Here is a 14,969-nt window from a genome sequence, read left to right as displayed (position 1 = left end):
TGCCGAAAAACTGAAATCGTGCCGCAACCTTTCGGAACGCGTTACGGGCTACTCCCCTTTGGCGTTTTAATCCTTGAAGTAGTCAGCGAGATATTCGTCGAAGGTCTGCTTGTCAGCTTGCTCCCAGGCGGTCTGCTCTGACAGGCTGCTGGCGGCCAGTTGTTCCAGACGGGCGTTGGTTTCATCGCAACGCTGGCGGGACAGGAAGTGATCGCGGTGGGACAGGGCCTGGTTCATGGCGAACTGGAAGAAGCTTTGCTGACGGCTTTCCAGTTTTTCCAGAATGCGCGCCGATGGGGTGGCATCCGGGGTGCAGATCTTTTCCTGCTGGCGTGCCAGGGCGTTTGCATAATCACTGCCGCCGTGGGCACGATCGAACAGTTCGGCGATGGGCTGCATCTGTTCCAGCTTTTCCGTGGCCCAGTCTTTCAGGGTGACGGCCTTACCCCAGTTGCACAGTTCAACCGCAGTGTTGCGGCCTTCGTAGACCACGCGTTGCAGGTTTTCCTTGCTGGCGTTGAAGTCGCATTTCTCCAGCAGCGGGGATTCGCGCAGCAGGCAATAGGTGGCGAACAGATCCAGGAAACGGATCTCCTGCTGGTTGATGCCCACCGGCTCGAAGGGGTTCAGGTCCAGAGCGCGAATTTCGATATATTCCACGCCGCGCTTCTGCAGAGCGGTGGTGGGGCGTTCGCCCTGATTGATGGTGCGCTTGGGGCGGATAGACGAGTAGTACTCGTTTTCGATTTGCAGGATGTTGGCGTTGAGCTGCTGATAGTTGCCGGCCGCATCTTTCACTCCGAACTTTTCGTAGGCGGCTTCCGGGGTCTTGATGGCATGGGTCAGCGTGTCGACGTATTCATCCAGGCTGTTGTAACTGATGGCCAGGGAGGACTGGGCATTATTCTGGTAGCCCAGATCGCTCATCCGCAGGCTGGTGGCGTTTGGCTTGTAGAGGGTGTGGTCAAAGGTATCAAGCTGATGCTCGCGCCCGGCCAGGAAGGATTTGCACAGCGCCGGTGAGGCGCCGAACAGGTATACCAGCAACCAGGAGTAGCGCTGGAAGTTGCGGGTCAGGTCGAAGTAGCGGCGCGAGATATAGTCCTGTAGCGGCGCGTTCTCCTTTTCCAGCAGCTGGTTCAGTTTCCAGAACTCTTCCGGGTAGGAAAAGTTGTAATGGATGCCCGCAATGGTCTGCATCTTGCGACCGTAGCGATGCCCCAGGCCTTCCCGGTAGACGGTTTTCATGCGCCCCACGTTGGAGCTGCCGTACTGGGCGACGGGTACGTCGCTGTCCTTGCTGATCATGCAGGGCATGGAATTCACCCACAGCACTTCGTCGCCGATGTGGCTGTACACATAGCGGTGCAGCTGTTCCAGGAACGCCAGTGGTTTGTGCACCTCGGTGGTGGCCGGGGTGATGAATTCCAGCAGCGCTTCGGAATAATCGGTGGTGATATAGGGATGCGTCAGGGCGGAGCCAAGGGCCTCGGGATGGGGCGTTTGCGCCAGCGTGCCATCGGTGGTGATGCGCAAGCTTTCCTTTTCGATCCCGCGACGGATACCGGCCAGAGTGGCGGCGGCATCGGAGTCGAGCAGGGCTTGGATACGCTGTTCGAGTTGTTTCATGCTTGGGCCCGGTCCATGCCGCCGGTCGTTGCCGGCGGCGGGTGTGACGGTAATCCGACAATCATGGGGCAGCTGTGTGACGGTGAAAAGTCAGTCTGACTGCCCCTACGATGTTACAGGCGTTTCTTGCCTTTTTTCTGGTCTTGCTTGGCCTTGGCAAACAGATCGGCAAAGGTGCCGCCGCTTTGCTGGGGCTGGCCGCCACCGCGTGGCTTGTTGCCAGCCTGCTGACGACGCTGGCCACCATTGCCAGGGCGGGCACCGGCAGGACGCTGCCCGGCGGCTTTCTCCTGGGGCTGGTCATCCATGCGCATGGTCAGGCTGATGCGTTTGCGGTCCAGATCCACTTCCAGCACCTTCACCTTGACGATGTCGCCGGGCTTGACCACGGTGTGCGGATCTTCAACGAACTTGTCGGATAGAGCAGACACATGCACCAGGCCATCCTGGTGAACACCGATATCCACGAAGGCGCCGAAGTTGGTCACATTGGTGACAGTGCCTTCCAGGATCATGGAGGGCTTCAGGTCCTTGAGGGTTTCCACCCCTTCCTTGAATACTGCGGCCTTGAACTCCGGACGTGGATCTCGACCGGGTTTTTCCAGCTCGCTGAGGATGTCGGTGACGGTGGGCAGACCAAAATTGTCATCAGTGAACTCGCTGGCGTTGACCTTCTTCAGGAAGGGCACATCGCCGATCAGTTCTTTCATCGGGCGGCCGTGTTTCTGGGCGATTTTTTCCACCAGCGGATAGGCTTCCGGGTGCACGGAAGAGCTGTCCAACGGGTTGGCGGCGTCCATGATGCGCAGGAAGCCGGCGGCCTGTTCAAAGGTCTTGTCACCCAGGCGAGGGACCTGTTTCAGGTCGGTGCGTGAGCCGAAGGCGCCATGCTTTTCCCGGTAGGTCACGATGTTGCCGGCAATGGTGCTGTTGAGGCCGGCGATGCGTGACAGCAGCGGCGCGCTGGCGGTGTTCACGTCCACGCCCACGGAGTTCACACAGTCTTCCACCACGGCGTCCAGGGAACGGGACAGCTTCAGCTGGCTCACGTCGTGCTGGTACTGGCCCACACCAATGGCTTTCGGGTCGATCTTCACCAGTTCGGCGAGTGGGTCCTGCAGGCGGCGGGCGATGGAGACTGCGCCGCGGAAGGACACGTCCAGATCGGGGAATTCCCGTGCGGCGGTTTCGGAGGCCGAGTACACGGATGCGCCAGCTTCCGAGACCATGATTTTCTGGATATTGCCCTTGCTGGCCTTGACCACTTCACCGGCCAGCTTGTCGGTCTCTCGGCTGGCGGTACCGTTGCCAATGGCAATCAGTTCCACCTTGTGCTTCATGCACAGGGCGGCCAGCACGGACAGGGACTGGTCCCACTGGTTCTTGGGCTGATGCGGGAAGATGGTGCTGTGCTCCAGCAGCTTGCCGGTGGCATCCACGACCACCACCTTGACCCCGGTACGCAGGCCCGGATCGAGACCCATGGTGCACTTGGGGCCGGCCGGGGAGGCCATCAGCAGGCTCTTCAGGTTACGGGCAAACACCTGGATGGCTTCCTCCTCGCCCAGCTCGCGCACGCGGCCCAGCAGTTCGGTTTCCAGGTGAGTGTTGAGCTTGATCTTCCAGGTCCAGCGCATCACTTCCTTGAGCCAGTCATCGGCGGCGCGGCCTTCATGGTTCCAGCCGGAGACCGCAGTCACCATGGCTTCACAGGGATGCGGAATGGCGGTTTCCAGCTCTTCGGGCAGTCCCATGGAGACGTGCAGGATGCCTTCATTGCGACCACGGAACAGGGCCAGGGCACGGTGGCTGGGGATGTCTTTCAGCGCTTCGCTGTGGTCGAAGTAGTCGCTGAACTTGGCGCCTTCCTTCTCCTTGCCGTCGGCCACCTTGGCCTGGATCTGGGCCTTGTCCCACAGGTAGGTCCGCAGTCGGGTGAGCAGTTCGGCGTCTTCGGCGAAGCGCTCCATGAGGATTTGCTTGGCACCGTCCAGGGCGTCCTTGGCGGTGGCGATCTTGTGTTCTTCGTTGAGGTAGCCGGCGGCCAGAGCCTCGGGGTCCTGGGTGGGATCGGTGAGCAGACTGTCCGCCAGGGGCTCCAGACCGGCTTCGCGGGCGACCTGTGCGCGGGTGCGGCGCTTTGGCTTGTAGGGCAGGTAGAGATCTTCCAAGCGGGTCTTGGTATCCGCCGCCTTGATGGCTTTCTCCAGCTCCGGAGTCAGCTTTTCCTGTTCGGCGATGCTTTTCAGGATGGCCTCGCGGCGCTCTTCCATCTCGCGCAGGTAGCGCAGCCGTTCTTCCAGATTACGCAGCTGGGTGTCGTCCAGTCCGCCGGTCACCTCTTTGCGGTACCGGGCGATAAAGGGGACGGTGGAACCTTCGTCGAGCAACGCCACTGCAGCGTTGACCTGGCGTTCCTGGCAGCCGATTTCTTCGGCGATAATCTGTTCAATACTACGCATGATATTCCCTGATATGCACACCCGTGTCGGGCGGATCTCCGGTGTTTAAAAACGAAAACGACCGGAATCATAGGGAATGATGCCGGTCGTTAACAGATTGACTTGTATTGGCTGCTGTGGCTTGGAATCTGGCGGCGCCGGGAGCTTATCCCAGGGCCTTGTTGATCATGGCCACCAGCTCGGCTTCCACCGGTGGTTTGACCACATAGCCGAAGGCGCCCTGACGTTCGCCCCACACCTTGTCGGTTTCCTGATCCTTGGTGGTGACCAGGATCACCGGAATGTTTTCGGTATTGGGATCACGGGTGATCTTGCGGGTGGCCTGGAAGCCGTTCAGCTCCGGCATGACCACGTCCATGAGAATCAGATCGGGCTGCTCTGCACGGGCCTTGTCGACGCCTTCCATGCCATTGGTGGCGGTCACGACGCTATGCCCCTGGTTTTCTACGATCTTGACCAGGTTGGTAAGTTGCGTCGGGGAGTCATCCACTACAAGGATTTTTGCCATCTTGCTCTCCTGAAACCGGGCCATCCCGCTTTGGTGGCCTGTCTTGTTATCTTTGTCGTTCTGCTATGCGATCAATTCAGCATCATATCAGCTGAACCCATGCAGGTAATCTGTCGAATTGCGGCATGCATTGTGACGCAAAATGTCGCCAAAAGCAGCGATCCTTCCACGGGCCCCTGCAGTGCGGAAGGTCCCTCTCTCCGCAGCAGCTGTGGGAGCTTGCCTGCAAGCGATCCAGGCTCGCTTCTCGTCACTCGAAACTTTTTGTCTGCTCCTCAAGACTCGGGCCGCTTGCAGGCAAGTTGCTACCTTGTAAGGGTGCTGGCGCTGCGCCGGCTCCAGAACAGCAGTGGCAGAATGATCAGGGCAAACCACAGGGCGGTGCGGCTCTGCGACCAGAAGGCATTGGCCAGGGGGGTGGCCTCGGGGCCCGCCAGGGGAGCCAGGGCGGCTGCCAGCAGCCCGCCGATGCCGATGCTGAGCAGCCAGCGGGCGGCACTGCACGGGGTTTGCTGGCGGCGCCGGAACAGTTGCCACAGGAACCGCCCGCCCAGAGCCATCATGGTTGCCCACAGCAGGGCGCCGGAGACTGCCACCAGCAGGTTGCCGGCCTTGGCCGCGGTAATAATCAAGGGCAGTTTGCCGAGCACCATCAGCAACAACCAGGGGCCCAGAATCATCACCCACCACAGGTGGCCGCCGAGTCCTTCGGGGCCTGGTTGCCGGCGGTAATGGCTCGGATCAAAGCGCCACACAGCTCTGGCCAGATTGCCCCAGTTGCTGACTGACAGGGTGTGTCCCAGATGCCGGACGCGATCCCGTTGTTCCTCGATGATCATCAACATGGCGGGCACAACCAGCAGAATAAGGCTGGTGCCGAACAGCAGCCCGAAAACCAGACTCACGGCCATGGGTTTGAGGAACTGGGCCTGCATGGAGGTCTCGAACAGGATCGGTGTCAGCCCGGCAATGGTGGTGATGGAGGTGAGCAGCACGGCGCGCAGGCGTCGTACGCAGGCTTCCACGATGGCCTCGAACCGCTCCATGCCATCGGCCACCAGCTGTTGGTAGAAACTCACCAGCACGATGGAGTCGTTGACGATAATCCCGGACAGGCCGAACAGACCCATGGCCGAGAACATGGAGAACTTGATGCCAAACGGGGCGGTGAACAGGTGGCCAATCACGGCGCCGGTCAGCCCGAAGAAGATGGCGGTCATGATTGCCAGCGGCCAGGAATAGGAACTGAACACCCAGGCCAGCACGATATAGATGATGGCCAACCCGAGCAGGGCACCGGTGGCCATATCTCGGAGGTTGTCCGCCTGCTCCTGGAGCTTGCCTTCGTAGCCCACGCCGACCCCGAAGCGAGCTTGCAGCCCGGGCAGCGTCTCTTCCTTGAGCGAAGCGATGATGGCGTTGGCGTTGCCCTGCTCCGGATCCAGATCGGCATAGACCGTGACCGCCAGTTCCCCGTTGACCCGGCGCAGCAGATCCACGCCCTTGCGGGCATCGAAGGTGACGACGTCACGCAGCGGCACGGCTTCGCCCTGGGGGGTGATGATGGGCAGGCGTTCGATGGCGCTGAAGCGACGGCGTTCGTTGTCGGGCAGCATTAGCCGCACTTCCACCTCGTCATCTTCCTCGTTGTAGAGCTGGGCCAGGTTGCCGTCGAAGGCGGCGCGCAGTTGACCGGCCACATCGTTCAGTGACAGTCCCAGCGCCCGCCCCTGGGGGGTGAGCTGGAAGGTGAGCTGCTCCTTGCCGTAGGGCAGATCATCGTCCACGTTGCTGACCCCGGAGAATTCCCGCAGACGCTCCTGCAGGATCAGCGAGGCCTCCTTGAGGGATTCGGCATCATTGCCGGTGAGTTTGACCTCAATGGGCTTGCCCGGGGGGCCGGCCTCCGGCTGGGAAATGGTCAGCTGTTCGAGACCGGCAGGCAGTTTCACCTTGTCACGCCACTGCTTGATCAGCTCGTCGTTACTGATTTCCCGATCGGCGCCGATGTAGACCTCTGCCATGAGGGTGCCGTATTCATCGCCGCTCTTGTCCTGGCGGCCCCCGGGGCTGGGGAATCCGGCGGCGGCGCCATGGTGCATGATGGTGGTCTGCACCAGATGACCACCCAATTCTTCGTTGGTGGCATAAAGCGTTTCTTCCAGATGATCGAGAAACTGATTCACCTGGGCCTGGTCGGTGCCGGAGGTGAATTCGGCGATGGCGCGGATCTGGTCGCTGTCCACCGGTGGGAAGAAAGTGAACCTGAGCCAGCCGGTGGCCACCACGGTGAGCGCCAGTACAAAGGCGCAGATGGCCGAGACGCTGACCAGGTGGCGGTGGCGCACGGCCCAGTGCACCAGCGGGCGGAATTTCTCGTCGCGCAGACGGTTGAAGCCGTCGTCAATGCGCTGACGCAGGCCGCTGCTTTTGATCTGCAGTCCCCGGAAACTGTGATGCAGGTGGCCGGGCAGGACCAGGAAACATTCCAGCAGCGAGGCGAGGATCACACAGATCATCACAAAGGGAATGTCGAAGGCGATCTTGCCCATGGCGCCGCTCATCATGCCCAGTGGCAGGAAAGCGGCCATGGTGGTGGTGGAGGAGGCGACCACTGGCCAGAACATTCGCCTTGCCCCGCCCAAGGCGGCGCGGTGGGCGGATTCCCCCTGCTGCAGATGTGTCAGGGTGTCCTCGCCGACCACGATGGCGTCATCCACGATCAGACCCAGGGCCAGGATCAGGCCGAACAGGCTGATCATGTTGATGGTGCCGCCGAAGAACCACAGCAGCCCCAGCGTGGCCATGAATGACACCGGAATGCCCACGGTGACCCACCAGGCGACCCTGGCATTGAGGAAGAAATAAAGGGTGAGAATGACCAGTACAAGGCCGGAAATCCCGTTCCATAACAGCGTGGAAATGCGATCTTCCACCAGCTTCCAGGCCTGGGAGTGAAAGGTGAGCGTGACCCCTTCCGGCAAGCTGGCCTGGCGCTGTGCGCCCCAGCTGAGGATGCGGTCAGCCAGTTCCAGCATGTCATCGTCTTCGCCGCGCAAGGCCTGCAGTTCAATGGCCGGGTTGCCCTGGTAGGTCAGGGTGGCCTGATCGTCACGGGGGCGCCGTTCGATGATGGCCACATCGCCCAGGGTCAGCTGCTGGCCATCAGCAGTGGTGATCAACGGCAGCTCAGCGAAGGCGCGTTCATCACGGCGCTGGCCCAGGGCCCGCAGCTGCTTGGCGGCATCGTCGCGGCCCACGGTGCCGGCAGGGGTGTCCTGGCTGAAGCTGCGCACCCGGTTGGCAATATCGCCCAGGGTCATGCGCAGGTCGTGGAGGGTGCCGGCGGGCACCTGAATGGCCATCTCCTCTTCGGGCATGCCGGCATATTCCACCTTGCCGACCCCTAGCGCTAACAGCTCGTCCTCTATCTGGCGAGCCAGATGGCGCAATTCTTCCAGGCTGCCATTCTCGGAGGTGAGCAGAATGCTGGTGACCAGCGAATAGCGGGTGATCTTCTGGATGACCGGGCGTTCCGCATCCTGGGGCAGGTTGCGGATGGAATCGATGCGCTGGCGCACCTCATCCAGGGCCAGGCCAAGATCGGTGCCGGCTTCCAGTTCGATAAAGAAGGCGGCGGCTCCCTGCTGGGAGCGGGCGATCAGTTTCTTGGTGTTGGGCAGGGTCTTGATGGCCTGCTCCACCGGAATGGTGATGGAGCGTTGCACGTCTTCCGGGCTGGCGCCGCGCCAGGGAATGGTGACGGTGACGTAATCAAACTCGAAGTTGGGGAACAGCTGGGTGTTGAGGCGGGTGAGGCCAAGCAGGCCCAGCATCAGCATCAACAGCATCAGCAGGTTGGCGGCCACCTTGTGGCCGGTGAAGCTGGCGATCAGGCTGCGGGGTTCACTCACCCTGATTCTCCGTGCTGGATGATTCCTCTGTCACGCCAGGGTCGGCATTACTGCCGGGTACCGGTTGCGGATCTACCTTCAGGCCAACGATGGCCTGGGGCAGCTGGGTGGTCATTACCCGCTCGCCCTCGGCCAGTTGCGGCGCCCTGAGCAGCAACAGTGACTGGTCGCCGTCCATGGATTCGCCGACGATCTCCGCGCTCACCCGCTGCAGGCGATTGTCGTCATCAATGCGGTACAACCGGTTGAGGCCGTGCAGGGATGTGGCGGGCAGAGCCAGCAGCTGGTCCTGTTTGGGCAGCGTCAGGGTAATGGTGATGGGACGGCCCAGGGCGGCGGCGGGGGCGCCATCAACAAAAGCAAACAAACCGTCGATACCCCCACGGGCATCGGCGGCGTCCCCGGCCAGACGTTTGAGATTGAGGGCGAGAGTCTGGCCTTCCAGATGGGTGCTGGCGGTCAGATCACCCTGCAGCAGGCCATCCCGGATGGCGGGCAGGTGCCGGTCGGGAATCTGTGCGCGCACTTCCAGTTCGGTGTCGGCAAACAGGCTGATCAAGGGCTCGCCGGGGCGAACCCGCTCACCGGGGGCCACGGCCACGCGGGTGACGGTGCCATCGAAGGGGGCCTCCACGCGGGTGCGTCCCAGATCCATTTCGGCCTGCTTGAGCTGGGCATTGGCACTGGCCAGACGGGCTTCCATGCGTGCCAGTTCGTTGCGGAAGTCGTTCACGCTGAGTTGGCGTTGGGCCAGCGACAGGTCGGCCCGGGCCTTGGCCTCTTCGGCCTGGTCCAGCTGGGTCTGTGAAACCAGATTCTTGCCGCGCAGCGACTGCAGACGCTCAAGGTTGTCGGCGGCCAGTTGTGCCAGCTTCTTTTCCAGCACCAGATTCTGTTTGTCGCTGTCGTAGCGCAGCCGTGTGGTCTGCAGCTGGGCCTGGGCTTCATCGCGGCTGGCCCGCGCTCTGTCGCGGGCCAGTGCCGCTTCGCTGTCATCCAGCTGGATTAGCAGGTCGCCCTGGCTGACACGGTTGCCGGCGCGAACGGGGATGTCTGCCACATTGGCGGTCACTACCGCAGTGAGGCCGGCGGCACGGGGAGACTGTACCCGACCGAACAGCTGGATTTGCGGGGCACGGGCGCCAGGCTCGGCAAGCATGTAGCGTACCCGGTCATAATGCTTGCTGACATCCCGGGTTTCAGCGGGAGGCTTGAATACAGCCAGCAGGATAATGGCCACTAGCGTGCCCAGCATGACCCTCGGTACTGGTGGAATCTGTTTGAGGCGCTCGCGCAAGGTCGACCCCTTTTCTGTTTTCTTTTGAGATTAAGGACCGTTGTGGCAAGGGTCCGTCAAGCCGGAGCAATGGGCTCGGCAATGTTTTTAAACAATCTGGTCATGCCAATTTCTTGCACGTTCGCAGCATAATGCGTAAATCAGACGCTGAAACAGTTAGATGGCGTCATTTTTTTCGTCTGCTTGCCTGACAGCAGAGCCCCGGGAGGTCCAGTGAGCGAACAACAAGACAAGATTCTCGTCGTGGACGACGATGCGCGACTGCGCAGCCTGTTGCAACGGTTTCTGGAAGAGGCCGGTTACACCGTCAAGGCGGTGGGCGATGCCGATCAGATGGACCGTGCCCTGTCCCGTGAAATCTATTCACTCATGGTACTGGATCTGATGCTGCCGGGCGAAGATGGTTTGTCTATTTGCCGTCGCCTGCGGGAAGCGGAAAACAGCATGCCGATCATTATGCTCACGGCCAAGGGGGATGACGCTGAACGGATCGAAGGGCTGGATGCAGGGGCGGATGACTATCTGCCCAAGCCGTTCAATCCCAAGGAACTGGATGCCCGCATCCGTGCCGTGTTGCGTCGCCATGTGCGTGAATTGCCGGGGGCACCGAGCAAGGAAGAAGGGCAGGTCAGCTTCGGCCCCTGGACCCTGGATCTGGCCAACCGCACCCTGACCCGCGATGGCGATCCGCAGGGCCTGACCACGGGTGAATTCGCCGTGCTAAAGGCGCTGGTGCAGAACCCCCGTGAACCGCTCACCCGTGACAAGCTGATGAGCCTGGCCCGGGGCCGCGAATGGTCTGCCATGGAGCGCTCCATCGACGTGCAGGTGTCGCGTCTGCGGCGCTTGCTGGAAGACGATCCCTCCAAGCCCCGCTACGTCCAGACCGTGTGGGGCGTGGGTTATGTGTTTGTTCCGGATTGAGAGAGGTCTGACGTCTGAAGTCGGATGTCTGACGCTGTACTTACGAGGCTGAATCTCGGCTGCATTATCCTTGCACTTCCGGGAATTCATGGTTTGGGCGTTGGCGTCCGACGTGCGATGTCCGACCTGTTATTCTCAGCCCAAACAGTCATGGAATCTTGCCAGTGAAGTTTTATCCCCGCACCGCCTTTGTCCGCTCCGCCATCGTGGTGGGGCTGGTGATTGGTATCAGTCAGGCGCTGACCCTGTGGTTCTTTGCGCGCAATGCCTACCTGCCCGGGATCCGGGAATACGCTCGCCTGACGGTGCTGCAGGCGGAGCTGGCCTTTACCGGCAGTGGTGATGAGGATGCCCGGCTGGCCGGGCGTCTGGCGGGGGCCACCAGTATTGAGGCCGCTACTCCCAGTAACCTTCATCAGGGCGCCATGTTGTTGTCGCTGCCGGTGGTCAGCCGTTTCAAGGAAGAGCTGGAACAGATGCTGGATGAGCCAGTGACCGTGCGACTGGAGGACAATCGCCAGCCGGTGCTGTGGGTCAGCGCGCCCTCGTTCCAGGGTAATTGGTTGCGGGTGCCCATGGAGTTTTTCCGCGACTACGACCGTTATCTGCTGCTGGGTTGGGGGGTGACCGTGCCCTTGCTGGCCATTATCGGTGGCTTGCTGATTGCCCGTGGCCTGAATCTGCCCCTGCGTCGTCTGGCCCGGGTGGCGTTGAAAGTCGGGCGCGGAGAGGCCGTATCGGTGCTGGACACCTCCATCGGGCCGGAAGAAATTCAGGCGGTGAATGCGGCCTTCAATCGCATGACCAGCGATTTGCAGCATGCCCAGCGGGACAGAGCTCTGCTATTGGCGGGGGTCTCCCATGACTTGCGCACACCGCTGACCCGACTGCGCCTGTCGGCGGAGTTCATGCAGGACGAGGAGCTGGCCAAAGGCATCATCGAAGACATTGAGGACATGGATGCCATCCTCGATCAGTTCATCGCCTTCATTCGTGACGGGGCGGATGAGACTCCGGACTTTGAGAATCTGAATGGTCTGATTCAGGAAGTTGCGGGCAAGTATCCGGCGGAGCAACTGCGCTTTCAGCTGGATGACCTGCCGCGGATGATGCTCAAGCGGCTGACCGTGAAGCGCATGTTGGCCAATCTGATTGGCAACGCCCTCAAGTACGGCGCCTCACCGGTGGAGATCCGCACGGCAGTGGAAGACAACGTGGTGGTGCTGGCTTTGCGTGATCATGGCAAGGGGGTGAAGGAGGAAGATATTCCTCTGCTGCTGCAGCCGTTTTCCCGTGGCGAAAAGGCGCGCACTCTCAGCGGTAGCGGGCTGGGGCTGGCCATCGTCAAGCGGATTGTGGACATGCATCACGGAGAGATGAGCTTGGCCAATCACCCCCATGGAGGTCTGTTGGTGACGGTACGCTTCCCGGTCACAGGCCAATTCGTGCAACCGGAGTCCCTGTCTGCGGGTGTCCGGTAGGCATCCAGTGGTCATTTGCTTGTCAGTTTTGTCGGTTGTGCGCCAGTTCACGGTTTGCTGTTCTCTGGCGGCGCATTCTCGAAATCAATGAAGGCCATTCGGCAGCCGAATTCAACCGCAAACCCGTGAAATTCGACCGCCTGGCCTTTGGCCGTAAACGAGGGATTGTGTTTACGCGCGTAGCTGCATATAAAAAGCACAGAGAACACAGAACGGCCTGATAACAACCAAAGACAAGCAGGCCGCGAGCGAACAAAAGGACTTGGGAGAGCTCATTATGACCTGTCTGGATAACGGGTTTTCGCCCCGTATTGCCTCACCACCCAACACTCATTTCTGCTGATTCCATCACGCGGGTTCTGCTCTTTGAATGGCAGTTCCATGTCGTGTTGTGAATGCCGATAACCTGCTGCCCCCTGGCACAGGTCGTTGGGCCGCACTTTTGTGCGGCCTTTTTTTTGGTTTATCGGGGATCGGCGGGAATAAGACTGCTCGATGGCCCGATGTGCGACATCTGACACCAAAAACGAAACCGGTTTGGCGTCAACACTTCCGGGCGGTTTCCGTGGCAAGTCAGTTTTCAGGCCTCCGCACTGACACTCTCTATTGCACCTCGCTTACTGGCACCAGCGGAATATTTACCCGCGAAGACATCTCCGGGGTACTGTAGATCGTAAGCGCACCGAGCAGACTGGCGAGCAGGTCGGGCAGTGGACTGAGGCCGTGAGGCAAATCGCTGGCGCCGACGCTCACGCGCAGTCGTTCACCGGCAGCAATCAGCGCGCTGGTGGGAAACACCTCCACATCCACCTGAAAGGGCTTGAAGGGGGTAATGCTGCGCTGACTTTCGGCGCTGTAGGGGTGCCAGGGCTGGATCAGTTTGTCATCCAGATAGCGGGCACGCTCAGGGTCGTTGGCGCTCATGGACGCCATCTGAATGCCGTGGGTCAGCGGCCGGGCGATACCGTTTTCATCCACCACACTGATGCGAACGGTCACGTTGGTATCGAAGGCGGTAGTGGAAGCCCAGATCTGGCCGGTGATCGGGCCATTGATAGCCATGGGCTCGTCCAGCGGCGCGCTGGTGTAGACCGCTTCCAGCAGGTTGACCACGTTGTCTTGCTCGGCGCAGGGCGGGGTGATCATGCCAAGCACGCCGGCAGTCCACTGGCTGGCGCTGGCAGAGCACAGGCCGTTGAGCGGGGTCTGCAACAGGCTGGTTTGGTAGCTGGCGGACGGTGCCTGTTCGGTAATGGTACCGAACAGTGGCAGTAGCGGCTTGCCGTGCAGGTAGAAGGTGTCCGCAACGGCTTTCGGGTGTGGCCAGTCGGCGGCGGTAACGTAACGCTCTTCGCCCTTGTAGAACTGGGTGACCGGCGGGTAGTTATCGGCGCCTGTGTCTATGCTCTTGAGGTAATGATCAAACCAGGCAAGACGGATGCTGGCCAGGTCCGGCACCCCGTCAGCGGGAAGGCCTTCGCCGAATGAACCCTGCAGGTGGGTCCAGGGACCGATCAGCAGTTTGGCATTGGTGCGCGCTTTCAGGCCCTCGTAGACCAGAGGCTCTCCACGTTGGAAAATGTCGTGCAGGCCACCGACCACAAAGGTGGGAGCTGCGATCTTGTCTATCTTCTCGATGGGAGAGCGGATGCGCCAGAACGGGGTGTCGTATTTATTCTCATCGCCAATCAGGGCACCGGCGATCACCGGAACCTGAAAATCGGTGAGGGCGCCCTGCACGTGTTGCAACAGGGTGGTCAGGCTGTAACCGGGGTCGTTGTTGTCAAAACCGGCGGGAGTGGGGATCAGGCCGAGTCCGGTGACCAGGGTGACCCACAGGGGGATGAAACCGGCATTGACCTGGCCGCCGCCAAACACCACATCGCGGTAGGCATCGGCCATGGGGACCACGGCAAAAATGGCCTTCACCGCCGGATCTTCCGTGGCGCCGGCAAGCAGGCCGGTAATACCCATGTAAGACGCGCCATTCATGCCGATGGTGCCGTTACTCCAGGGTTGCACCTTGATGTAATCGATCAGTTCGGCGATGTCGTCGTGATCGATCTGGCTGAACGCCTGCCAGCTGCCTTCCGAAGCACCGGTGCCGCGCATGTCCACGGTGATATAGGCATAGCCCCGTTGCACCAGTCCGGTATCGGCGAACACGCCGGCGGAATAGAACTGGTTGTAGCCGGTGAAGGTGGCGATGACCGGGAATTGCCCGTCGATGGCGTTGCCGTTTTCATCCGCTGGCAGGGTAATGCTGGCGGCCAGACGAATGCCGTCGCGCAGGGTAATAAGCTGTTGGGGGAGCGTGACGGTGCCCGGGTAGTCGATGTCGCGCTGGTAGGCCTCCGGCCACTCCAGATTGACTGCCCTTGGCGCTTCTGTTTCCGCATCAGGTTCGCCCGCGTTGGGCGTAGCAGTACTGGTTGCACTACTGCCTGGGCTGGAGGGAGCTGCTGACGAACTGCCACCGCCACAGGCGGAAAGCATCAGGGATAGGGCCAGGGTAGTGGCCGCGACGGTGCAGTAACGGATTGAATGGGGCGTCAGCATACTTGGCCTCGGTATTGTTATTTGTCGTCAGGCGGACGTGAAAGGAGCAAGTGCCACCGAGGCTAAATAATGTGAACATGCAATACAGTTGGTATGCGGTGGATGTTGGTTTGCGCAATGATGCGTTCTGTGAGTCTGTGTAATGGTTCGCAGAAGCCAATCTGCTACGCTTGCGGCCTTTGTTTGATTTGCGAT

At 60.8% G+C, this 14,969-nt stretch carries 8 protein-coding genes; 2 read left to right on the top strand and 6 right to left on the bottom strand.

The genetic code is table 11. The features are described from left to right. Positions 1–66 precede the first annotated feature (66 nt). From gshA to GQF00_RS07680, 5 genes are all read right to left on the bottom strand, one after another. Positions 67–1,629 carry a glutamate--cysteine ligase gene (gene gshA / locus GQF00_RS07700; RefSeq protein ID WP_161318589.1) on the bottom strand — a complete coding sequence of 521 codons (1,563 nt, stop codon included), beginning with the start codon at positions 1,627–1,629 and terminating at the stop codon, positions 67–69. Between the two features lie 113 nt (positions 1,630–1,742). Further along, positions 1,743–4,091: a Tex family protein gene (locus GQF00_RS07695; protein ID WP_161318588.1), complete on the bottom strand. Its 2,349-nt coding sequence runs from the start codon at positions 4,089–4,091 to the stop codon at positions 1,743–1,745. Between the two features lie 145 nt (positions 4,092–4,236). Continuing rightward, positions 4,237–4,599, bottom strand: a complete 363-nt coding sequence (locus GQF00_RS07690) for a PleD family two-component system response regulator (RefSeq protein ID WP_161318587.1) — start codon at positions 4,597–4,599, stop codon at positions 4,237–4,239. Positions 4,600–4,904: 305 nt separating this feature from the next. Then, positions 4,905–8,513: an efflux RND transporter permease subunit gene (locus tag GQF00_RS07685; RefSeq protein ID WP_161318586.1), complete on the bottom strand. Its 3,609-nt coding sequence runs from the start codon at positions 8,511–8,513 to the stop codon at positions 4,905–4,907. Beyond that, complete coding sequence (locus GQF00_RS07680; protein ID WP_161318585.1) at positions 8,506–9,810, bottom strand: efflux RND transporter periplasmic adaptor subunit; 1,305 nt, start codon at positions 9,808–9,810, stop codon at positions 8,506–8,508. The genes GQF00_RS07685 and GQF00_RS07680 overlap by 8 nt, the downstream gene beginning before the upstream one ends. 213 nt (positions 9,811–10,023) lie before the next feature. Between GQF00_RS07680 and ompR the strand changes: the two genes are divergently transcribed. Continuing rightward, entirely contained in the window at positions 10,024–10,734 is a 711-nt protein-coding gene (gene ompR, locus GQF00_RS07675) for a two-component system response regulator OmpR (protein ID WP_161318584.1), read from the top strand. Between the two features lie 164 nt (positions 10,735–10,898). Continuing rightward, positions 10,899–12,215, top strand: a complete 1,317-nt coding sequence (locus tag GQF00_RS07670) for an ATP-binding protein (protein WP_161318583.1) — start codon at positions 10,899–10,901, stop codon at positions 12,213–12,215. Between the two features lie 603 nt (positions 12,216–12,818). Here GQF00_RS07670 and GQF00_RS07665 read toward each other — a convergent pair. Further along, the gene (locus GQF00_RS07665) at positions 12,819–14,774 is read right to left on the bottom strand and encodes a CocE/NonD family hydrolase (RefSeq protein ID WP_161318582.1); all 1,956 of its coding nucleotides are present in this window, start codon (positions 14,772–14,774) and stop codon (positions 12,819–12,821) included. Positions 14,775–14,969: the final 195 nt, after the last annotated feature.

Source organism: Alcanivorax sp. DP30 (genome assembly GCF_009882945.1).
Taxonomy (GTDB): Bacteria; Pseudomonadota; Gammaproteobacteria; order Pseudomonadales; family Alcanivoracaceae; genus Alcanivorax.
Note: the sequence above shows the minus strand (reverse complement) of the source record. Positions and strands in the feature narration are given on the sequence as shown.